Source organism: Candidatus Hydrogenedentota bacterium (genome assembly GCA_013359265.1).
Taxonomy (GTDB): domain Bacteria; phylum Hydrogenedentota; class Hydrogenedentia; order Hydrogenedentales; family SLHB01; genus JABWCD01.
The window spans coordinates 1-22,121 of record JABWCD010000030.1; the positions used below are offsets into that span (position 1 = coordinate 1).

A 22,121-nucleotide genomic window follows, 5' to 3' on the forward strand; every position below is an offset into this window, starting at 1 on the left:
CATGGCCGATCTCCTTTTGTGAGCCTCGAGCTCGTTTAAAGTCTGGGAGCTACTCTATAGCATCCCGCAAAGGAGATCGGCCTTCTCATACTATCTCGTAATCGTAATCGTAATCGTTTTCTCTCGTTACGAGGTTTCCACTTCGTAACGCACTCTTGAAAAGCTCCGCTTTGCCTCCCCCCCTTTCCCGGCGCCAAAAAAACATGAAAGCCGTCCGTGATCCATCGCGCATAACCGAATACCTTCGCTCTACGTCCCTTACGTCCCTTGCGTCCCTTCGGTCCTTTCTACCCAGCGCAACAGCAATCTCCAAGAGACTTCTGATTCCATTCGTTGTTGCCGCCCGCAATCGCACCCAGCCAACGCCTCGGCAGAATCTACCGTCAAATGGGTACAACTATGCTAACGGCCACGTCGCCCGCGCCGTCGAACGCAAATCTCCCGTCCGCCCGTTCTGAAAAAGCGAATGCGCGGCGGCGGCGATCATCGCGCCGTTATCGACACAAAGCGAAAACGGCGGCACAAACACCGGCACAGGAATGTCCACGGCAAGACGTTCGCGCAAGTGCTTGTTCGCGGCAACGCCGCCCGCAACCACGAGAGCAGGCAACCCCGTCCGCTCGAGGGCGGCGCGAGTCTTGCGAATCAGAATGTCGATAGCCGCGTATTGGAACGATGCCGCGACGTCTTCCATTTTGTGCCCATTCTCGCGCAACTTGTAGAGCACTGCCGTCTTGAGCCCGCTGTAACTGAATTCCAGCGAATCGCCCGACGCCATCGCGCGCGGAAATGCGATCGCCCGCGGGTCGCCGGTCTCCGCCGCGCGTTGAATCGACGGCCCGCCGGGATACGGCAGGTTCAGCAGACGCGCCACCTTGTCGAAACATTCGCCGACCGCGTCGTCGCGCGTCGTGCCGAGCATCGCATACTCATGGGGCCTATCGCAGCGAATGAGACACGTGTGCCCGCCGCTGACAATAAGCGTGAGAAACGGAAACACCGGCGCGGATTCCGCGAGAAACACGGAGAAGATGTGCCCCTCGATATGGTGCACCGGCACGTACGGCGCGCGCCACGAATACGCGAGGGCCTTCGCAAAATTCACGCCGACCAAGAGCGATCCCATCAGCCCGGGGCCGTGCGTCGCCGCGACGACGTCGGGCCTGCCCCCCGCCTTCTCGAGCACACGCTCCGTGAGTTGATAAATACACTCGGTGTGTTGGCGCGATGCAATCTCCGGCACGACACCGCCGAACGCAGCGTGCACATCGATCTGAGAGGCGACCTCGCTCGCAATGATGTGCCGCCCATCCTCGATAACGGCGACGCCGGTTTCGTCGCAGGACGTCTCGATTCCCATCACGCGCATCAGCGGACCAGCGTCGAGGCGTGGACGATCTCGATGCCTTCCTTCTCGAATTGCGGCATCATCGCTTTGAGGATCGGCACGGTATTCTTGCGGAAATGGCAAATCGCAATCGCCTGCCCGTGGCGTTTGACCATTTCGATCACTTGTTTGAATCGCGCGCGGATGTAGTCGGGGCCCGCGTGATGATCGAGAAACAAATCGTTCTCGGCTGACGGTATTTCCATCTCGTCGGCAACCTCGAAGGCGCATGCGTAGCGCGACGTGCGGCTGTCGATAAAAAAGTAGCCGCGCTCTTTGATGAGGTCCAGCCACGTACGCATCGCCTCCGCGTTCGACGTGAACTTCGATCCGGTATGGTTGTTGATCCCCACCGCGCCGGGCACGTCTGAAAGCGCCTGGTTCGTGAGGTCGAGCATCTCGTTCTCGTCCATGGTCACCGTAATCTCGCCCGGATACGTCGTCTTCCCCGAGACATTCTCCATCGGCATGTGAAGCATCACCTCGAAACCGAGTTCCGTCGCGCGTTGCGCCGTCTCGTAACTATACGGCGCGTGCGGAAGAATCGAAAGTGTTAGCGTGTTGGGCAGCGCCAGGATTTCTTCCGTGATCCAGCCGCCGTAGCCGCCGTCGTCCACGATGATAGCAAGGCGGAGCGGTCCGGTGTACGGCCGCGGCGGCGTCGACGACGGCGTCGGCGCGTCTATCTTGAAATCGGTCGAATCGAGCGGCAGCGATTCGGGATCGGGGAAGAACTCCTGGACGATGTCGTCCGGATTGAGGCCCGACCACTCGACCGCGAGCGCGGCGAGTTTGAATTCCGGTAATTCGGTCACGTCGGAGAACGCGCGCACCGTCGCACATTCGATTCCGTGGTACCGGACGGACAACCACGTCTGTCCCGAAGGTGCGCCCGTGATCGGTTCGATGCGTACCGAATCGTCCACGACCGCCATTGCCAGCCGGGGTGTCAGGTCGCTCGTCGCGAACGCGTTCGGAAACTGCGCGTGAAGTACCGTGTATTGCCACAGGGTGGTGTCGCTTTGGCGAAGCTCCGTGTGCGCCGCCCGCACATACACTGACCCGGCGCCGCGCAACGCGGTCTCGATGGTATCCGCGATTCTCGACGTCTTGGACGTAAGATCGTTGCGCTCCTCGTACCGCGCGAGCGTCAAGGACGGCGCATCGGTGTGTTGTTCGCCAGCGGCGTCCGCACGCGCGAAATCCGCCCCGTCTGTGCTGCCCACCGTGCTCTCGACGGTACCGGCGTACACCAGCCGCGTGTCGAGGTAGCGTTCCATCAGCCCGATCCCGATCGCGCTTGCGATGAGAATGAAGCACGCAAGCGCCAGCAGCGCGCCCCACGGGTTTGGCACGTCGTTGCTCGATTGCGTCTGAATGAATCGTTCGGTCCGTTCCGCTGCGCTCATCAGATGTCCACCCATTCCACGTCGGTAATCTCATCCGCCAAAAACCGTCTACCAACGCGCGCAAACGATTCCGGCGCGTCGGTGACTAGAAACGTTCGCGCTCCCTTCGACGCGCCGCTATTGTCGTCGTCATGGTGCGTCAGCACGTCGGCCACGCTCTCCGACGTCGCTTCCGCGCTATCGACCAGCGTGACGCCGGGCCCAACCGCCTTCGCGATAACGTCCTTCAACAACGGGTAGTGCGTGCACCCGAGGACGAGCGTGTCGATGCCTTGTTCGCACAGTTCAGTCAGGTATTCGTGAGCGACCTGCTCAGGCACCGGCCCCGAAACCCAGCCCTCTTCCGCGAGCGGAACGAACAGCGGGCACGGCTTCGTGGAAACCCGCGCGGCCGGCGCGTACTCGTGGATCGTTTCCTGGTATTTCTTGCTGTTGATCGTTCCCGCGGTGCCGATCACGCCGATGTGGTTGGCGCGCGTCGCCGCAACCGCGCGCTTCGCGCCCGGTTCGATAACGCCAATCACCGGGACCGGCAGGTCGCGGCGCAGCGAATCAAGCGCATACGCGGACGCCGTGTTGCACGCGACGATCAACATCTTGATGCCGCGATCCATCAACACGTCCGCGCAACTCCGCGCATAACGCGCGACCGTATCCGCCGATTTCGTGCCGTACGGCACGCGCGCCGTGTCGCCCAGATAGATGATGGACTCGGCGGGCATGCGCTCCGCAATCCGTCGAAAAACGGTTAGCCCACCCACTCCGCTGTCGAAGATCCCGAGCGGCGCACTGCGGTTTGCCATCGCGCTACTGCGCCGCCTCGGTTTTGGTGTTCCACTGCGCGTCCGGCGCTACGGGACGCGACAAGTCAAGGTGCGCGGGAAACGTCTCGCGCGGGACCGCGCCATCAATAAGAAATCGCACGGTCTTCACTGCATCGCTCTTCCCGCCCTTGAGTGACTGCTGCGTCAGCGTATTGACGACGCCGTACACCAGAATCGCCTCGGCGCCTGCGCTCCTCGGAACGCCAAGCTGCAACGATGTCGAAAAGTCGACAACGAGTTCGCCGCCGGACAAAAGGTACATCGCGTTGCATTCCGCGGACACAGGAAGCACCGGAAGATTAGTGCCGCCTTGGGTCGGCTTCTTGAGTTCATCGAGCGCCGCGCGGCAATTCTCGACTGTAAACTCGCCCAACGGTATGCTGCGAAGCTCGGGCACCAGCATCGCGCCATCGCCGCTCACCGCATAGATGTACGCGTTCCCAAGTTGCGACACCGCGACCGGTCCCGGTTCGTCGCCCCCTTGTTCTTCTTCGATCGCGCTGAGATCCAGCGGGTTCTTCCCGGACTTCAGCAACTCGTTGGCGAGCAGCAATACGCAAAACAGCAGAATCAGCGTGAACAGGGCCCACGCGGCCAGGCCCGCTTTGCGGAAAAATGTCGGTCTTTGCGGTTGGCCCATCCTACTGCGCCTTCGCACCGGCGTACGCGAGAATGCCGTTCGCGATGCCCTGCGCAAGCTTGTCCTGATGCCCGGGGTCCGCGAGCAGCGCTTCTTCCGTCGCGTTTGTGATGCACCCTACTTCGACCAACACCCCCGGGACCTGCAGGTTCGTGAATATGCGGCACGGCGCCTGCCGCACCCCGCGCGGCGCCAAACCGGTGGATTCTGCCATTGCGTTCGACATGCTCCGCGCAAGCCCAAGGCTGCGCGACGAAAGCGGATCGCCCGATCCCATCGGACAGAAAAACTCGAAACCGCTGGCCGTCTTCGATGCGCTTGCGCCAACGTGAATGCTGACCAGCAAATCGCCCTTCAATTCGACATTCGCCTTGCCGACGCGCTCGCTCGTCGGAATCTGCCGGTCTTCCGAGCGCGTGTACGAAGCGTCGCACCCGGACGCGATCAGCTTGCCAACTTTCTCCGCGATCGCGCGCGTGATTGTCTTCTCCGGCATGCCCAACTGGCCCGCGGCGCCGGCGTCCGTGCCGCCGTGCCCCGCGTCGAGGACTACGCGCAGCTTCCTTCCCGAGGGAACAGTCGGCGCTGCCGCCGGATCCGCGGTCGTCGTGGCTGCGCCCGTGCGAACATCCAGCTTGAATGCATAGGTGAGGAACGGCGCAACGTCCCCGGGATCGATATAGATGTCGTTTTCGTATACCCGCGGTGGGCGCTGTATCGTGAACCGGCTCGCTGCAATAACTTCGGTGTCGCCAAGCGTCAGCGTCGCGCTGGCGCTTTGCAGCGTTACTTGAACGCTGTTTCCCGAAACCTTGACCTGGCCGCCGAAATCCGCCACCAACCGCTTCACCGAAACGCTCGGCAGGTTATCGATTCGCACAACTTCCACAGTCGACGTGCGCAGTTCCTCTCCGACACGCGCCGAATACGTGGCCGTCTCCGCAAGCGCAACAGCCAAAAAACAGCTACAGAAAAGCGGCAGCGCGTAAACCGTTCGTCGCGCGGCGTGTCGATTCGCTGCATGGCAGTGGAAAATCGGATACATCTACTTGTTCTGGTTCTCGTTTCGGATGCGGACGCTTTGTTGAACGAAATAGTTATCTTCGAATCCAACCGCCGGTCCGGCGGGCTTCTGGGTCAGCACCAGCGTCACAATGAGCGCGACAAAGAGTCCAATCAGCACGACCGCGCCTACTATATCCCTGCGTGACATCGTCATGTTTCACTTCCGAGGGCGCATACGTTCCCACTCGCCGCCAGAGACCCTACCAAGTATAGGGATTCGCCGCTCGTAGCGCAAGGGGATTATCCGCTATATTGTGTTCTAGCATTATTCACCCCACCACCGCTTGCGATTTTGGCCCCGCGCCGGCCTCCCGCCTTGGGTTTCCGTCAAGAATTCCCTCACCTGCCAGTTCTCGTCCGTACCGACGCATGGAACGATCCGGTTCCCAAGCGTGTTTTCACGGGGGACTGTTCGCGAATCGCGCGTCGTTGCGCTCCCGTTTGCATCGTTCCGGGACTCGGCCTATACTGCTGCTTGAGTTCCGAGTGGTTCCCGAGACAACGCGTCCCCCGCGACGTGGAGGTATCTTCGCATGCTAGGTATGCCGGCAGGTTCCGAGCTGATCATCATATTGGTCGTTGTGCTCATCATTTTTGGGCCGACGAAACTGCCGCAACTCGGCCGTTCCATCGGCTCCGCCATCACCGAGTTCAAGGACGGGCTGAAGAAGAAGGACGACGGCGACGGCACCTCCGGCGACACGTCCAACAGCCCGAGCGCGTAGGTTCGCCGCGATGATTCCCAACGGCAGCGAACTGATCATTATTCTTGCGATTGTCGCGCTGCTTTTTGGCGCCAACCGATTGCCAATGCTTGCGCGCGCCGTCGGGCAGACTGTAACTGAATTCAAGCAGGCGGTGACACCGCGCGACCCCGCCGATCGCGGCAAGACTGCAAAGTAGTCTCAATTCACATCGATTTTCCGTTGGGCGATTGCCGAAGGGCGGTCGCCCAATTCGTTTGCGCAAATGTCGACGCGCCTACCCCGGATTTTTCACGCGAACCGCAAAAATCTGTGCTATCCGTTGCGTCACATGAAGTTCCATAGTTTCCCGTCTATACACGCTATTCGCGTGAAAAATCCTCTCGCCATGCGCTCAACGGCTTACTCGTGAGCATTTCTCACCGCACCAAAGGACTTTGCTTCCACTGCGGCATCGTGGGGCGGTGAGAAATGCGGGCTACTCACCGTCCGCGCGCTGATTCTCGATCGCTTCGTTCACGCGCAACGCACGCGCGTAAACGCGCAATACGTCGAGTTTCCCTACGCCCCCCGCCACGTCGATTGCCGCTCTCCCGTTTATATCCGCAATCGTCTCGCCGACGCGATACCACCCCTGCGCGCGCGCCTCTCCCCCATCGCTCAATCGCCCGTCGATCACGAACATCGCCACGCGCGGCCCGCCATCCACGATAATCGTGACGTTCTGGGTTGCGCCGGACTTCAATACCGGATCGCTCTCGTACACTTCGCTGGCCGCGCCATCGGCAAGCGCAAATGCGATCGCGCTGTTCGCAATCGAGACGACAATTCCCTTGCCCGCATCGTCGCGAGTATCGAGTATCGTCCCATTCGCGGGTCCCGATGGAAGCGTCAACCGCAACTCGATCGTGAATCCGCTTCCAGGCGCGATTGGCGGTAGCGCCGGCAACGACATCCCGGTAGTCATGTCTGCGTCGCCACGAACATCGACCGCTGAATCGCGCGGCACGCCCACGCGACTTTCCGCATGCGCCCACATCCCGTCCAACAAATCCACCGGAATCTCGTGTACACGCGCCACGGTCTTCTGCGTTTCCGTCACAAAGAACTTGCCGCCATCCTCGATGAAGTCCGGATAACTCATGCGGGTCTTGGGGTCGATGTCGTACAACAGAATCTCCGGTTGCGACCAATGGATCGCGCCATCCTTCTCGACGCCGCCGCTAATCCAAACCGGATTGCGCCCTTCGTACGTCTTGCCGCCGTGGTTGTGAAACCAGTACAGATACTTGCCGTTGCCGAACCGCCGCACAAAATTCGCCGCGCGCGGGTGCTTCACCAAACGCCCGCCGGGCGCGTAGGTCATGTACGCGGGCGGCGTCCACGTCTTTCCCCCGTCGCGGCTGTACGCGTGGCACGGATGCCCCTGCGTCGTTCGGTACGTGCAGAACAGCGCGCCATCGGAAAGAAACGTCACATTCTGCTCTTCCGCGATCGGCCCCTCCGGCGCGCGCAGCCCAACGTCTCCATCCGGCAACGTTTCCCACATAACCTTTGCGGGATCGGGTTCCGACAAGAGGTTCGCGCTGTGAAGGACGACGCCTTCCGATCGCTCGATGAACCCCTGGCCGAAATTGCCGACCTTCGACAACCCGATATAGACATCGTTCTCGAAGATGAGCGGCTTCGCAACGCTCCACATGAAACGCACGGAGCCGCCGTAAACGTTTTCGCGATCGATTGCGAACGCGCGCACGGGGATAGTGAATCGCTCCGCGCTCCACGTCAGCCCGCCGTCGTCTGAATACTTGAATACGAACTGCCCGAGCGTATCGACGCGCTTTGTCTCGCCCCCGTTCGACAGTTTCACGCTGCGCAGGTTGTCCGCGTTATACGTATAGAATGCATACACACGGCCGCTCGGCATCAACAGTGGGGTCACCCACGACGCCTCCGGCGGGCCCGGCGGCTCGATGTCGATCAGCGGCCCCCACGTCTTCCCCTGGTCCGGACTCCGCGTCGAAACGATATGCTGCTTTGTCGCGCCTTCCTCGCCCGCGCCCGTGGTCATCGTGCACAACCACGCGCCATCGCCCAACACCACGACGTACGGCTGGTCGCAATACCCCTCGTCCGGAATTACGTAACCGTTCCGCACGTCGCGCCAGTCCGCGGACGCACTCGCGACGGCAACGAGTACAATCGAAACGAATGGTGCAAATACGCAACGCATCGCAATCCCCCATTGTTTCGGCATGGGTTGGCGCTTGCAGAAAAAGTAAAGCGCCCCGAGCGGGAATCGAACCCACGTCTAGTCCTTAGGAGGGACTCGTTCTATCCACTGAACTATCAGGGCCTGTAGTAGGGAAAGCGTAGGGGAAACCGTGCGCGGTGATCAAACTGCGCGATGACGCCATCCGCCTTTTTTCGATCGGGTTAACGGCTGTGCCATAGTTGAATCTCCCGAGATCCGGGTCCGGTTGGCAGCGTTGGAATGCATCGAATGAGCGAGCGTACGCGTGATGAAGTGCGTTGCCGTAGTGCATCGTTGGAAGAAATCCTTTCGTTGCGCGAAGCGATCATCATTGCCGGAACGAACCGCCCGTCGGAGTTTCCCGGCGACCGCGACGCGGCCACGATTCATTTCGGCGCGTTTATCGGCGACGAAAACGTCTGTTGCGGGACGTTCATGCTCAACGAATGGTTCGACGAACCGGCCTATCAGTTGCGCGGGATGGCGACGAAGCCCGAACTTCGCGCGCGCGGCATCGGTGCGGCGATGCTGGCCGAGGCGGAGCGATACATCGCGGAACACACCGCCGTGCGCCAACTGTGGTGCAGCGCGCGAATCGGCGCGGTCCACTTCTATAAAGGCATCGGCTGGAGCGTCGCGTCCGACATCTACGACGTGCCAAACATCGGTCCCCACCGCAAAATGTGCAAACGAATCGAACTCGCCCTTCGCGATTAAACCATGTGCGCGGAATGGGTAAAGGCCCAGCCCGAGGCGCGTGAACCTATCCTCGACAAGATCCGACACCTCGCGGTCCATCGTTTCCGTGCCCGTACTCGTCATCCCATGCGCCGGGTCGGCCCCATCCGCCTCCCTGCCGTCATCCGCCGCAACACGGCAAACGTCCCCGCACCGGCAATCAACGCGACGACGGCAGCGGTCGATCCGGCGCGCGCCGCCGGCATCGGCGAGGCCGCCTCGGTGGGGTCCGTCCCGGCGAGGAATTCCTGAACGTTCGTCAGACCGTCGCCGTCGTAGTCATCCCCCGGCAGCACGTCCACAAGCGCAGCGATGCCGTCGCCGGCATTGTGGTCGATGATGGTCTGCTCGAAGTTGTCGCCAAGACCGTCTCCGTCCGCGTCCGCCCACTCGTCCGGACGAAACGGAAACGCATCGACGCTGTCCGGGTAACCGTCCCCGTCCGAATCCGGTCCCGCTGACACGACGGGAAGCGTAAGCGCCGATGGGCGCGCCGCGCTGAAGTGGAGCGTCACTTGCGCGCTGGTGGCCACGGCCCCGGCCTCGTCCGAAAGGTCCGACCCGTCCTGCATGTTCTTGTCGAAGCGGTCGTAGTTCGACGGACCGACCGAGACGCGCAACCGGTGTCCCGCGGGAATCGCGATCGACACCGGCGGAATCGTCACGGTGACTTCGTACACGGTCCCCGCGCTGAGCGGTTCGCGCGTCTCGAACCCGTTTCGCAACGACGCCCGCCGAATCCCGTCAACAACCAGCATGGACCGGCCATCGGGATATACCTGCATAAGCCGCACGGCAAAATCCGTGTCCACTGCGTCGCACTCGAAATACAGCCGCGCCGACGCCTGCCCCTCCAACACCAGCGGCGCGGTGAGGACGGGCGTGGTAAACGTCAGCACGTCCGCGCGCGCTTCCACCCCGCTCAGATCGCCCGGCCCCTGCTCGCCGAGCGTCGATCCAATTGTCGCGCCGAAGACCGTCGGGACCGGATCGTTCGGATCGGAAGTGTACGAAAGGCTACCCGGCGTCGCCGGCGCGCTGTTCGCCAACGAACCATCGGCGTGAAGATAGAAGGTCTGCGGGGCCGTGCCTGCGGGCGGCCACGAAGCTGCGTCGATCCAGACGTCGTCGTTCATCCGGAAATACTCGATATTCGGGCGGGCCTCCCAGCCATTGTCGATACCGCGCAGGTACCGGTCGAAAAACTCGATCGCGGCCTGAGACGAATAAAACTCCGCCGCGGGATACTCGAGTTCTCCCTGCGCCAGGGCGCCGATGCTGCTGTGCGCCCACGGGCCAATGACGAGTTTCTGCTTGCCCTGCGCGCCCGCGCCGCCGCTCGACTGAACGCCTTGCATCTCGCGAATCGTGATCGCCGTCTCGTGGTCGTACCAACCCGATACGTGCAGCATCGGCAAATCGATCGCGCTCCAGTCACCCGTCGTCGCCTCGACGAACTGCCACAGCGCGTTGTAGTGCGGATTGTTGCGCACAAGCGCGCCGCCGCCGAACGTACCTCCCACAAAATCGTTGCGGCTCTTCTGATACACCCCGCCGGGATAGTATTGGTCGTACGTTTCGCCGTAGTGATACACGATGGGCACGCAGCCCTTGAGCGACGGCGGGTGCTCCGCGGCGGTGTGCATCTGTACGTTGCCCAACGCGGACGCGCCCCATGTCCCCACATTGCCCGTGCACCACGGCTGGGCCGCGATCCATTCGACGGCGTCGTAGCCGTCCTCGCCCCGGCTTGGGCTTCCCGAATACGCCGCCCCCGCCGACCCGAAGTACCCGCGCCAATCGAGCACAACGAATGCGTAATCCGGACTTTCCAAAAGCGGGTCAGCCGAAAACTCGAACTCGAACACCGGCGCGAACAGGTTCTTGTTGTACGGCGTCTGGATCAGCACGACCGGCCAACTCCCGGCCGCCGCTGGCAAATAGACGTCCGCCGCCAAGGTGTGCGGCGTGTCCCGCATGGGAATGGCGGCCGGCTGCCGGATATGCTCGTGCGCCGCCGCGCTCACAAGCCCGGCCTGCCACAACACCACCGCGCACGCGCGTGAAATCGAATTCAATCGCACAATCCGGACTCCCTGCCATGCCACGGTGCCGACCGTTAATACACCGGCAAACGCCCGGAAGTTTCACACCTCCTGAAACGGTTTCTCGTGCCGTCTTCCAAATACTCCCACTTCGTAGCCCATCGCGTTGCACTCCCGGCGCGGTTCGTCTCGCGATCGCGATTTGCGAGACGAGGGGGTGTCTGCCTGACAGATTGGGGCGCAAACTGCCGCTTCGTGCGAAACGACCTCTGTTTGATTGACAAATATGCGGTAAAAATTAAGAAAAATACGACTCAACCACGGAGACACGGAGAGCACGGAGATTTCGCCCTGCACCCATAAATGACGTCGAGGGCGGGCCGCCGTCAGGGTGACGCGGCGTCGCTGGTGGGTCGGCGACATGGGTGGGGCGAAGTCTCAGGTGGGGCGGCGGGCTGGGTGGGGCGAGGCGAGGCCAGGGGCGAGGCGATGGGTGGGGCGAGGCTCCGTCCGAGCCGCAGGGGACAAGGCGCCAACCGAACCAGTCTATAAGTTGCCTGATCCAGCCCCGGCTCGGTCCGAGCCGTGTGGGACAAGGCACCAACCGAACCAGTCTATACGTTGCCTGATCCAGCCCCGGCTCGGACGGAGCCTCGCCCCACCCCCGGCACGCACGTAGTCCGGATCGCGTCCGTCCGCAGACTCCAAGCAGCTCATCGCACCGCGTTCGTTTCTCTCGTTTTCTCTCGTCTTCTCTCGTTACCGAATTTCCATTCGGTAACGCGCTCTTGAAAAGTTCCGCATTGGGATGTGCGTCATGCTTTACGCCGACGGCAGGGGGATCGAAGCAGAGCTTCTCGCTGAGACCGGCGACGGCCTTGCCGAGTGGGGCAGTGAACCATCCCGCGTGTAGCCGTGCGCCCGGCGACGACAACGACCCAGTGCGGGTGGACTGGTCCACGGTCGACGGCGATCGATTATCTCGTTCTCCTAAAAGTCCTGGTAATATCCTCCGGCGGCCCAGTCGAATTGGCCGGAGATACTACGCTGATAACCACCACCGATGGTGGACTGGTAACCCGACGCGACGTTATCGGCGCCGCCGCTGACGCTCGCGTCGCCCTGCGAGGCGGTGTTGTAATAGCCTCCGCTCACACTCGAATTCGAGCCCGAGGCGATATGCCCCCGGCCGCCGCTGACGCTCGAGTAGTCACCCGACGCGGTGCTGTAATAACCGGCCGTCACGCTGGCGTATGCCCCGGTGACGTTGTTGTCTTTTCCAAAGACTGCACCGGCAACGCTCGAATAGTTGTGCCCGGGGCCCACAACCAAATTATGCGAGCCGCCCCTGGCCGTGCTCGTAATGGAAGGTGTCTCGTTATACCCTACGACGAGATTGCCCAACCCCAGCGGAGTGCCTTCATCCTCGGTATCGCCGCTGCCGCTTCTGATGTGGACATTGCACGCCTCAAAGATAACGTGCGGCCCAGAAAGGCCGTTCAGTCCTCCGTCCTCCACGCGCATGTACTTCAGTTTCGCCTGCAGCTTACTGACTTGCTTCTGCAATTTGTCGACCTGGTTTTGCAGCGCCTTGCTCTCGTCCGCTGCACGAGTCGGTAAAGTTGAGACCAACACGGCAACAATCGCCCCAATCGACACCATAACAGCAGAACGGAAAAACGAATGCATAATCGATCTCCCTCTGTTTTGCGCCACGACACTTTCGTGGTGGTGGCTCATCCCGCGCCTCGCACGCGAAGATAGCCCCACCTTTGGACAGCCGCCTCGAAATCCCTGCAACACTCCATGATACACCACGGCCCGCCGCACGGGTTGCGACTGTAAAGGCGGTAGCCCTCGTACTCGCGGAACGGAGCTGGACTAGCGTCACCAGGCATTTTTCCCTCGTTACCGAATTTCCATTCGGTAACGCGCTCTTGAAAAGCTCCGCTTTGGGTTGTGCGTGATTCGTCACCTCGACGGCGCGCGAGGGATCGAAGCAGAGCTTCTCAAGAATGCATTCCCAAATGGAGATTTGGGAACGAGTAAGGTTAACGATGTCTCAGGTTGGACATAAAATTCGCCATGCACCCATAAATGGCGTCGAGGGTGGGCCGCCGTGAGAGTGGCGCGGCGTCACTGGTGGGTCGGCGCCTTCACGGGCGGGACGCTCGTGCTCTTTTCTCGATCCGCGTGATCGGGGCGCTATCCGAGCCTCGACATGGCTTTGTCCGGGTCTTGCCGGCAGTCGAGCACCGCCACGACCCGGGCGATATCTTCTACCGCCGTGTAGTAGATTGCATACGGGAAACGCTTCGCGAGGAGACGGTGGTAGCCGTAGGCCTATTGGTGAATCCCGGCGAAAAGACGGAGCGAATCGATGTCCGAAAAGAGGGCGTCGAGAAAATAGTCACCGAGACCGGGCGCTTGTCGCTCGTAAAACCGAAAGCCGTCGATGAGGTCGTTTCGCGCCTCGTCGAGGATTTCGACCTTCATCGGGTCTGCTTGCGAATCCAATCTTTGGCGTCGGTCCAGTCGCCGTAGTGCGATTGGCCCTCGCTGACGCGGTGTTCGCGAGCGCGCAGGACGTCCTCGTGCCAGGCGGGCGACGGCACATCGGCGGGGTTGCGTTGGAGGTCTTCCCATATCGATTCCATCGCCCGCAGTTTTTCCGCGACGGTCATTTTATCGAGCGGAATGACGACGTCCATGGGACAGCCTCCACGTTTCAGGATAATGGTATCCGATGTGTTGCGCTGCCGCAACGCAGGCACGCGCGCGGCGCCAGTGCAACGTCTTGGGCGATGAATTAGAGCGAGGTAGTGGTCGGGAGTCAGAAGTCGGGAGTCGGAAGTCGGGCGTCAGAAGTCAGGAGCCAGGAGTCAGAAGTCAGAAGTCAGAATGGGACGCAGTTCGTTGTTCTCTATCCGCGACGTCGCCGGCGCCTTCACGGGCGGGACGCTCGTGCTCCTTTCTCGATCCGCGCGATCCGCGCGATCCGTGGTGCACAGTATCTACATTCATCCGTGGACAAGAGAATTTCCGAAAGCCTTGGCGCGCCGTGTTTCAGCGCACCCCGGGGGTGTCGAGCCGGCTGCGACCGTGAAATAAGGACTTACGACGATTTTGGCCGAGCACCCCCCTTGAACCGTCAAAAGGCGTCGCGACACCCCCCCTCGTATCGTCAAAGAGCTTCACGTCAGCCCCCCCTTGTATCGCCGAAAAGTTTTCGCCGCCCCCCCTCCCGGGCTTGTCCGCCGTAGCCCGCAAGGGCGCACGAGGAACTTGTCCTCTGGAGCTTTAGGCGAAAAAGGGTGCAACGCGCTGGGCTATAGGGTAGGAACGAATCGGGCGCGCTTGTGCTATGCTGCAAACTGGATAGTTGTGCAGCCGAGGACAGAGCCATGACGCGATCGATTCTAATCCTACTAATGCTGTTGTCCGCCGTTGCGTGGGCGGACGACGCGCAACCCGTAATTGATTTCGGCAAGGACGTGAAACCGATTCTCGCCGAGCAGTGTTACGCGTGCCACAGACCGGAAAAGCAGAAGAACGGGCTGCGCCTTGACGTCCGCGAGGACGCAATGCGCGGCGGCGACAGCGGAAAAGCATTCGCCGCGGGCGACGTGGACAACAGTCTGCTCATCCGGCTGGTGTCCGGCCTGGACGAAAAACGCGTCATGCCGCCGCAGGGCGACCGTCTGACCGAGGCGCAGATCGCGACATTGAAGGCGTGGGTGGCGCAGGGCGCGGTATGGCCCGACGACCTTGCAGGCGATGCCGTTGTAAACGTGGACCACTGGGCGTTCAAGGCGCCCGCGCGGCCAGCGGCGCCGGCTGTGAACGATGTGGCGTGGGTGCGCAATCCGATTGACGCGTTCGTGCTCGCGCAGCTTGAAGGACTGAACATCAAGCCGTCCCCGGAAGCCGACCGCGAGACGCTGGTACGGCGTCTGCACTTCGATTTGATCGGAATTCCGCCGGCCCCCGGCGAGGTCGACGCGTTTGTGAACGATACGTCGCCGTACGCGTACGAAAGTCTCGTGAATCGGCTGCTCGCGTCGCCGCACTTCGGCGAGCGCTGGGGCCGCTACTGGCTGGACATGGCGCGCTACGCCGACAGCGACGGCTACGAAAAGGACACGGGGCGCCCCTACGCGTATCGCTATCGCGATTGGGTTATCGACGCGTTGAACCGCGACCTGCCCTACGACCAATTCGTGACCGAGCAGCTCGCGGGCGACCTCATGCCGAACGCGCCGGAAGGCGCGATCCTCGCGACGGGTTTCCATCGCAACACGTTGACGAACCGCGAAGGCGGCATCGACCCGGAAGAGGACCGGTGCAAACAGAACGTGGACCGCACCAACACCACGGCGACGATCTTCCTCGGGCTGACGATGGGGTGCGCGCAATGCCACTCGCACAAGTACGACCCGATCTCGCAGAACGAGTACTACCGGTTCTTCGGGTTCTTCAATACCGCGATGGAAAAGGACGTCCCGGCGCCGACGAGCGGCGAGTTGCTCGCGTATAGGGAAGCGAAGGCGCGCTTCGACGCGCAACGGGCGGAGTTGCAGAAGTCAGTCGATGCGTACCGCGCGCAACTGGCCGAGACGCTGCCGCAGTGGGAAGGCACCATCGACGTGCCCGAGCACGGATGGAACGTGCTCGCGCCGTTGAGTTTCGCATCCGCCGCCGGCAGCACCTTCAAACAACTCGAGGACCAATCCATCCTGCTGACGGGCGATGCGCCGCTCCACGATAAGTACACGTTTGTGACGCGCGTCAAGGACCTTGGCATCAAGTCGTTTCGCATCGAAACGATGACCGATCCTTCGCTGACAAAGACCGGTCCGGGCCGCGCGAACAACGGAAACTTCGTCGTAACGGAGGTAACCGTGTTCGCCGCGCCGTGGTCCGATCCGCTAAATCAAAAGCAAATCGGCCTGAAGAACGCGAAAGCGCAATTCGAACAGGCAGGCATGGAGGCCGCGCTCGCCATCGACGGCGATTCGAATACGGGCTGGGCCATCTTCCGCGATTCGGACACGAACCAGCCGAACGTGCTCACCTTTGAGACGACCGAAGACGTGGGCACGCCCGACGGCACGATTATCACCGTGGTGATCGAGCAAAAGTATGGCCGCAGCCACACAATCGGCCGGTTCCGCGTCTCCGCGTCGCAGTTGCCCGCGGACACGATCCAGTACTCCGACGCCGTGTACCAAGCGCTGAAAACGCCGGCGGACCAGCGCACCGACGCGCACAAGAACGCCATCCTCGATTACTACGCCAGCAAGGACGCGCGCATGAAAGAATTGCGCGCACCGCTCGAGGGATTGCTGAAAGCGGAACCAAAGCCGCCCGCGACCATGGCGCAGGCGATCGTGCAAAACCCCAATCCGCCGAATACGTATATCCACATACGCGGCGATTTCCTGCAAAAAGGCGACGAGGTCACGCTCGGTACGCCGGCGATCCTGAACCCGTTCCGGGCGCGCGGCAATAAACCTGACCGGCTCGATCTCGCGCGTTGGATTACGGACCCCGCGAACCCGCTCACCGCGCGCGTGCAGGCAAACCGGCTCTGGCAGTTCCTGTTCGGGCGCGGTCTCGTCGGCACGCCGGAGGACTTCGGCGTCCGCGGCGAAAAGCCCACGCATCCCGAGTTGCTCGATTGGCTCGCCACCGAGCTGATGGCGCGCGGCTGGAGCACGAAGGAAATGATCCGGCTCATCGTCGGTAGCGCGGCGTACCGCCAGGCGTCGATCGATCGGCCCGATCTGCGCGACCTCGATCCCGAAAATAAGCTGGTTGCGCGGCAGAACCGCTATCACGTGGAAGCGGAAATCGCGCGCGACGTGACGCTCGCCGCGAGCGGACTGCTCCACGCGCCGGTAGGCGGTCCGAGTATTCGCCCCAAGCAGGCGGAGGGGATCGCCGAGTTGGCGTATGCGGGTTCCGTCAAGTGGGTTGAAAGCCCGGCCCCCGAAAAATATCGCCGCGGACTCTACATCTTCTTCCAGCGCACCACGCCGTATCCGATGCTGATGACGTTCGATTGTCCGGACTCGAACGTTGCCGTCGCGCGGCGCGCGCGATCGAACACGCCGTTGCAGGCGCTCACGCTGTTGAACGATCCGGTGTTCTTCGAATGCGCGCAGGCGCTCGCGGCAAGGACCATCGCGCAAGGCCCGGCGGACGAACGCGAACGCGTGCGCTTTGCATTTCGCACCTGCATGGGGCGCCAACCGTCGGACGCGGAACTCGATCGGTTACAGAAATTTATGGCCGACCAGCGGGCCGCTTTCGCGGCAAGCCAGGACAGCGCGATTGCGTTCGCCGGAAACGCTCCGGTGCTCGATGACAAGACCGAGGCGGCAACCTACGTGGCGCTCGCGCGCGTGCTGATGAACTTGGACGAATTCACGACGCGGGAGTAACGGAAGGTAGCGCGGCGCAGTTACGCCTGCATATACGCCGACAGGTATTCCTTGACGCGATCGGCTTCGGCCTTTAGCGATTCGTACGCGGGCCGCGCCTCGCCGATGTTGCCGGTCTTTCCGAGTTCCTCGAGCTTGCGCGCGATTTCCTGGAGGCTGGTCGCGCCCATGTTGCCCGCCGACCCTTTAATCGCGTGCGCGGTGCGGCCGAGCGAGCTCGCGTCGCCCGACGCGATGCCGTTCGCGAGGTCGGAAATCCGCTGCGCCGTGTCCGCCAGGAACGTCACGATCAGTTCCGTCTCGAGATCGGGATCGCCCATTGTGATTTCGCTGAGCCGCTCGAGATTCACCGGGTTGCCGGTTGCCAAAACGGGTGGCGCGCTCGTCTCGACCGTCTTCCTTCGTATCGGCGGATTGTCGGACAAGAACGCGTCGAACGCCCGCCGCAACTTTTCCACCTGAATCGGCTTGGTCAGAACATCGTCCATACCCGCGTCCAGACACTGGTCGCGATCCGATTGCAGGGCCGACGCCGTCAGGGCGACGATCGGCGTGTATCGGCGCGTCCCCTCGTGCCCGCGAATCGCCTTGGTGGCTTCGTAGCCGTCCATTTCCGGCATCTGGCAGTCCATCAGGATCAGGTTGTATTCGGTCTTGCGCGCCGCCTCGAGGGCTTCCCGGCCATTGTTTGCGATCTCGCAGCGGTAGCCGAGCTTCTCGATGATTCGCGAGGCGACCTTTTGGTTGGTCACGTTGTCTTCAACCAATAGAATTCGGACGCGGCTGCGCGCGGCTTCGTTCAACGTATGCTGCGTCACAAGTTCTCCCTGGCTTCCCGGGCCGGTGGCGCCGCGGGCCGCCACCGCGGCAATGGCTTCCAGCAGGTGCGCGCGCTTCACCGGCTTGGTGAGATACGCTTCGTAGCCGTGCCGTGACATTTGCGCGGCGTCGCCGCGCTTGGGCCACGAGGTCACCAGCAGCAGGCGCGTGCGGGACAGCACGGGGTCGCCCTTCACTTTCTCGGCAAACTCCGCAGCGCCCAGCTTTGGTTGGTGGTGATCGACCAGCACAACGCCGTACGGCGTCGCGTGGCCCGTTGCTGAACGCATCGCGTCGTACGCCGCGTCCGCGTCCGCGACTTCCGACACCGACACGCCCCAATCCCGCAACAATTCGCGGTACACCTGCCGGCCGGAAACGCTTCCATCCACGACGAGCAGGCGCATTCCCGCAAGCGACGACAGGTCGGCGGGGGCGGCCGCTTCGGGCGGCGACGCAACCTCGAAACGCGCGGTAAAGTGGAACGTGCTGCCCTGCCCCGGCGTACTCCGGACGCCGATTTCCCCGCCCATCGCTTCGCACAACCGCTTCGAGATGGTCAGCCCCAGACCCGTCCCGCCGTACTTTCGCGTCGTCGACGTGTCGGCCTGCGTAAACGGCTGGAACAGCGCCTTTACGCGCTCTTGCGGAATCCCGATACCGGAATCGGTCACCTCGAACAGCACGACGGCCTCGGCGCCTCCGCTCGTGTGGAGCTGCGCCGAAACGACGATTTCGCCGCGTTCGGTGAATTTCATCGCGTTCCCCGCGAGGTTCAGCAGGATTTGCCGAACACGGCCCGGGTCGCCCTTGACGTATTCCGGGACATCGTGGTGGATGAGGATGGTGAACTGCAGGCCTTTCTCCTGCGCGCGCGGGGCAAGCATATCGCCAATTTGTTCGACCGCTGCGCGGAGATCGAACGGGATGGATTCGAGTTCCATCTTCCCGGCTTCGATCTTGGAAAAGTCGAGAATGTCGTTGACAACGCTGAGTAAGGCCTCGCCCGACGTGCGCACCGTCTCGGCGAAGTCCCGTTGTTCCTGGGTCAGATCGGTATCGAGCAGCAGGGTGGTCATGCCGATGACGCCGTTCAGCGGCGTTCGGATTTCGTGGCTCATGTTGGCGACGAAATCGCTCTTTGCGACGCTTGCGACCTGGGCTTCGAGCGCAAGCTGGTTGGCCTGGGCGATCGCGCTCTCCAACTGCGCGTTCGCCGCTTCCAGAGTCCGTGCGTTTTGTTCGAGTTGCTCCTCGACACGTTTGCGCTCGGTAATATCGCGGGCGGTTCCGATGGCGTGCCACGTACCGCTGAAACGGACCGCGGCGATAGTCAACTCGATCGGAAACTCCGAACCGTCCTTGCGCAGGCCTTGAATTTCGATCATGCGTCCCACCACCGCGCCCAGGCCCGTTTCGCGGAAGTGGCTGTGGCCCGTGCGGAATGCCGCGCGGTACCGTTCCGGAACGATGACTTCATGCAAGGGCCGCCCCAGCATTTCCATGCGGGAGTAGCCGAAGGTCCGTTCCGCGGCTTCGTTCCAGAATGTGGTAAGTCCGTCCTCGTCCATCATGATGATCGCTTCGGCGACGGCGGACGTGATGCTGCGGAGTTTGGCTTCGCTTTCCCGCAGTGCATCCTCGGCCGCTTTGCGTTCCGTGATGTCGCGGCCAACCGCCTGGAACTCGACGATATGGCCGTCGGCGTCGCGGACGGGCGTGTCGACCCACTCCTGCCAACGTTCTTCGCCCAAATCGGAGACGGACTTGTGCCGGCTGGTCACGGGGCCGCTGGCGTTTCGCAGTTCGAGCAAGGTCGCGTCCAGGGGTTCGTCGCTCGGCAACACTTCCCGAAAGCTCTTGCCCAACAGGTCCTCGCGCGACCTACCGAAGTACAGGCAATAGGCATCGTTCACGTACGTGAGTGTCGTATCCGGGCGGTACCGGCATACGAGTTCCACCTGCATCTCGATGATGCCGCGGTAGCGGCGCTCGTTGTCGCGCAGTTCGGCCTCCGCCCTGCGGATGTCGCTAATGTCCATCACGCTGCCGATGCAGGAGGTGAGTTGACCGCTATGGTCGTGCATCGGCACGACATTCACCATTACGTTGCGCACGACTCCGTCGGGGCGCTGGAAGCGGCACTCGAAATCGAACGGTTCGCCTTGCGCGACGCGTTCGGCGCCCATAGTACGCACCCACCCGCGGTCCTCGGGATGCACGGCATTGTGCCAACCGTCGCCCAGCGCCTGTTCGAGCGACATGCCTGCGATCTCGCACCAACGCCGATTGACGAAGGAGCACAAGCCGCCTGGAGCGCTTTCGTACATTCCCACGGACGCGTGCGTTGTAAGCATGCGGAATCGCCGGTCTTTCTCGTCCTCTTTCCGTATCGACTCCGACAGCGCCGCGATGAGCGTATTCACGTCCTTGGCAAGGCCTGACAATTCGTCGTGGCCTTTGACGGCGATTCGCGCACTCCAATCGCCGCCGGTGCGAATCTCCCGCACGCGCGTGCCGAGCGCGCGAAGGCGCGACACGATGATCAATTCCAGCACGACAATGAGGCCTGCCAGCATGAAGACGCCAATGGCGATAAAGGACAAGGCAAAGCCTTGTCTGGCGGTCTTTGCCTGCAAGTAGATATGACGCGGCGTTTCGATCTCGAGTACGAGCGCGGCGTTGCCGGCGATGTCCTTTAGCACGGCGTATCCTGCGATACGGTCCTCGCTCTTGCGCGAGACAATAGCGCCCGATTCGTCTTCCGTGCTGACCGCCGTCTGTTCGACAATCGGCGCGATGTCCGGTGGAAGTCCCGCCGCCGGAGAGTAGACCTTGCATTCCAGTCGAAGTTGATCGCCAAGCTCCTTAATTTGGTCGTCTGTCACGCGGCGGGCCATGATGAGGCTGCCGCGGACCGGCCCCTCGTAGCCACTAGTCAGAATCGGCCGCGAACCCACGCTATACACCGATTCTCCCACGGGTATCAGGCCCCATACGTAGGATTCTGGATACGGTTCGGCGTGTTGAAGGAAGACACTGCCGGGTTTCAATGCGTCCACGAGGTCGGGCGCGACCGGCTGTTCGGCGCTCGTGGCGGGATCGTACGAACGGGTGAAGACGACCTGGCTCGAGGCATCTACGAAAATCATGGTGTCGATGCGTACGTCGGCGAAGCTCTGTGGGCTGATGTTCGTGTCGACAAACTCCTCATTCAGGTTGTCGACGAACTCGTAGACGTCGTCCCAATAGGACCAGTCGCCGCGGCACAGTTCGGTAATCGCTTGCCGTCTGAAGGTAGCCACGGCGCTCGAAACGTGGCTGCTCATGTCCCGTGTTTCGATCTGCTCGTAGCCCGCCATCATCTGATAGCTGAGCACGAAGAAGACCAGCAGGGTTACCAGCACCACGGACGGCGCGACGATGAGGAAGACTCGAGTACGAAGGCTCATTGCAGCAGGGACCGTACGGAGCGATTAGCGGGTCGCACGTTGGCCCGGCTGCCCAACGGGCAGGTTATGGCTCCCCTGAACGTCATCGTCATGGTCGATTGCGCGCGGCCCGCCACCACGTCCGCGGGCCAACCCCCTGCTCCAACAAAGTTTAGTGAAGTGCGTGCGCCGCGTTTGCCGTGGCAACTGCGAAGCGTTGGAGTATAGCATACGTTCGCGCGACGCAAAAGACCGTTGCTGCATCGGCCCGTTTTTTCGAGAGTTTTTTCGAGAGCTGCGATTTCGGTCCAACATTCGGTACCATAGCGGGTTTGGTTTGACCGATGCAGGAGTAAAAG

Annotated in this window: 15 protein-coding genes, 1 tRNA gene and 1 pseudogene; 4 read left to right on the forward strand and 13 right to left on the reverse strand. The window is 62.0% G+C overall.

The features are described from left to right. Positions 1-397: 397 nt before the first annotated feature. The 6 genes from tsaD to HUU46_21390 form a co-directional block, all read right to left on the reverse strand. A complete protein-coding gene (gene tsaD, locus HUU46_21365) occupies positions 398-1,369 on the reverse strand; it encodes a tRNA (adenosine(37)-N6)-threonylcarbamoyltransferase complex transferase subunit TsaD (protein ID NUM56198.1) in 972 nt (323 codons plus the stop codon). Continuing rightward, positions 1,369-2,796, reverse strand: coding sequence for a divergent polysaccharide deacetylase family protein (locus HUU46_21370; protein NUM56199.1), 1,428 nt, complete (start codon positions 2,794-2,796; stop codon positions 1,369-1,371). Before HUU46_21370 ends, tsaD begins: the two co-directional genes overlap by 1 nt. Continuing rightward, positions 2,796-3,599, reverse strand: coding sequence for a glutamate racemase (locus HUU46_21375; protein NUM56200.1), 804 nt, complete (start codon positions 3,597-3,599; stop codon positions 2,796-2,798). Before HUU46_21375 ends, HUU46_21370 begins: the two co-directional genes overlap by 1 nt. A 4-nt stretch (positions 3,600-3,603) precedes the next feature. Then, the gene (locus HUU46_21380; protein NUM56201.1) at positions 3,604-4,260 is read right to left on the reverse strand and encodes a GerMN domain-containing protein; all 657 of its coding nucleotides are present in this window, start codon (positions 4,258-4,260) and stop codon (positions 3,604-3,606) included. Position 4,261: 1 nt separating this feature from the next. Continuing rightward, on the reverse strand, positions 4,262-5,218 hold the full coding sequence (locus HUU46_21385) for an N-acetylmuramoyl-L-alanine amidase (protein ID NUM56202.1): 957 nt from the start codon (positions 5,216-5,218) through the stop codon (positions 4,262-4,264). A gap of 87 nt (positions 5,219-5,305) precedes the next feature. Further along, positions 5,306-5,479, reverse strand: coding sequence for a hypothetical protein (locus HUU46_21390; GenBank protein NUM56203.1), 174 nt, complete (start codon positions 5,477-5,479; stop codon positions 5,306-5,308). A gap of 388 nt (positions 5,480-5,867) precedes the next feature. Here HUU46_21390 and HUU46_21395 point away from each other — a divergent pair, with 388 nt between their 5' ends. Both HUU46_21395 and HUU46_21400 read left to right on the forward strand, forming a co-directional pair. Continuing rightward, positions 5,868-6,050 (forward strand): twin-arginine translocase TatA/TatE family subunit, encoded by a 183-nt coding sequence (locus HUU46_21395; protein NUM56204.1) that lies wholly within the window; start codon positions 5,868-5,870, stop codon positions 6,048-6,050. Between the two features lie 10 nt (positions 6,051-6,060). Next, a complete protein-coding gene (locus HUU46_21400) occupies positions 6,061-6,228 on the forward strand; it encodes a twin-arginine translocase TatA/TatE family subunit (protein ID NUM56205.1) in 168 nt (55 codons plus the stop codon). A 279-nt stretch (positions 6,229-6,507) separates the two neighbouring features. Here HUU46_21400 and HUU46_21405 read toward each other — a convergent pair whose 3' ends face one another. Both HUU46_21405 and HUU46_21410 read right to left on the reverse strand, forming a co-directional pair. Further along, a complete protein-coding gene (locus HUU46_21405; GenBank protein ID NUM56206.1) occupies positions 6,508-8,262 on the reverse strand; it encodes an exo-alpha-sialidase in 1,755 nt (584 codons plus the stop codon). A 51-nt stretch (positions 8,263-8,313) separates the two neighbouring features. After that, positions 8,314-8,385 (reverse strand) — tRNA-Arg (locus HUU46_21410). 147 nt (positions 8,386-8,532) lie between these two features. On the opposite strand from HUU46_21410, the gene HUU46_21415 reads away from it, so the two are divergent. Then, on the forward strand, positions 8,533-9,000 hold the full coding sequence (locus HUU46_21415; protein NUM56207.1) for a GNAT family N-acetyltransferase: 468 nt from the start codon (positions 8,533-8,535) through the stop codon (positions 8,998-9,000). Between the two features lie 101 nt (positions 9,001-9,101). Here HUU46_21415 and HUU46_21420 read toward each other — a convergent pair whose 3' ends face one another. The 4 genes and pseudogenes from HUU46_21420 to HUU46_21435 form a co-directional block, all read right to left on the reverse strand. Further along, the gene (locus HUU46_21420) at positions 9,102-11,105 is read right to left on the reverse strand and encodes a CocE/NonD family hydrolase (protein ID NUM56208.1); all 2,004 of its coding nucleotides are present in this window, start codon (positions 11,103-11,105) and stop codon (positions 9,102-9,104) included. 951 nt (positions 11,106-12,056) lie between these two features. Then, complete coding sequence (locus HUU46_21425; protein NUM56209.1) at positions 12,057-12,755, reverse strand: hypothetical protein; 699 nt, start codon at positions 12,753-12,755, stop codon at positions 12,057-12,059. Positions 12,756-13,271: 516 nt separating this feature from the next. After that, a pseudogene (locus tag HUU46_21430) lies at positions 13,272-13,562 on the reverse strand (type II toxin-antitoxin system RelE/ParE family toxin). Further along, complete coding sequence (locus HUU46_21435) at positions 13,559-13,750, reverse strand: addiction module protein (protein ID NUM56210.1); 192 nt, start codon at positions 13,748-13,750, stop codon at positions 13,559-13,561. Before HUU46_21435 ends, HUU46_21430 begins: the two are co-directional and overlap by 4 nt. 720 nt (positions 13,751-14,470) lie before the next feature. On the opposite strand from HUU46_21435, the gene HUU46_21440 reads away from it, so the two are divergent. Beyond that, complete coding sequence (locus tag HUU46_21440; protein NUM56211.1) at positions 14,471-17,512, forward strand: DUF1553 domain-containing protein; 3,042 nt, start codon at positions 14,471-14,473, stop codon at positions 17,510-17,512. 20 nt (positions 17,513-17,532) lie between these two features. On the opposite strand, the gene HUU46_21445 is transcribed toward HUU46_21440, so the two are convergent. Beyond that, positions 17,533-21,783, reverse strand: coding sequence for a PAS domain S-box protein (locus HUU46_21445; GenBank protein ID NUM56212.1), 4,251 nt, complete (start codon positions 21,781-21,783; stop codon positions 17,533-17,535). Positions 21,784-22,121: the final 338 nt, after the last annotated feature.

Bases quoted from the DNA above. Each gene is read 5' to 3' on its own strand.
- HUU46_21435 (NUM56210.1), bottom strand. From the start codon at position 13,750: ATGACCGTCGCGGAAAAACTGCGGGCGATGGAATCGATATGGGAAGAC.
- HUU46_21425 (NUM56209.1), bottom strand. From the start codon at position 12,755: ATGCATTCGTTTTTCCGTTCTGCTGTTATGGTGTCGATTGGGGCGATT.
- HUU46_21415 (NUM56207.1), top strand. From the start codon at position 8,533: ATGAGCGAGCGTACGCGTGATGAAGTGCGTTGCCGTAGTGCATCGTTG.
- HUU46_21395 (NUM56204.1), top strand. From the start codon at position 5,868: ATGCCGGCAGGTTCCGAGCTGATCATCATATTGGTCGTTGTGCTCATC.
- HUU46_21390 (NUM56203.1), bottom strand. From the start codon at position 5,479: ATGACGATGTCACGCAGGGATATAGTAGGCGCGGTCGTGCTGATTGGA.
- HUU46_21400 (NUM56205.1), top strand. From the start codon at position 6,061: ATGATTCCCAACGGCAGCGAACTGATCATTATTCTTGCGATTGTCGCG.
- HUU46_21440 (NUM56211.1), top strand. From the start codon at position 14,471: ATGACGCGATCGATTCTAATCCTACTAATGCTGTTGTCCGCCGTTGCG.
- tsaD (NUM56198.1), bottom strand. From the start codon at position 1,369: ATGCGCGTGATGGGAATCGAGACGTCCTGCGACGAAACCGGCGTCGCC.
- HUU46_21370 (NUM56199.1), bottom strand. From the start codon at position 2,796: ATGAGCGCAGCGGAACGGACCGAACGATTCATTCAGACGCAATCGAGC.
- HUU46_21405 (NUM56206.1), bottom strand. From the start codon at position 8,262: ATGCGTTGCGTATTTGCACCATTCGTTTCGATTGTACTCGTTGCCGTC.
- HUU46_21380 (NUM56201.1), bottom strand. From the start codon at position 4,260: ATGGGCCAACCGCAAAGACCGACATTTTTCCGCAAAGCGGGCCTGGCC.
- HUU46_21445 (NUM56212.1), bottom strand. From the start codon at position 21,783: ATGAGCCTTCGTACTCGAGTCTTCCTCATCGTCGCGCCGTCCGTGGTG.
- HUU46_21375 (NUM56200.1), bottom strand. From the start codon at position 3,599: ATGGCAAACCGCAGTGCGCCGCTCGGGATCTTCGACAGCGGAGTGGGT.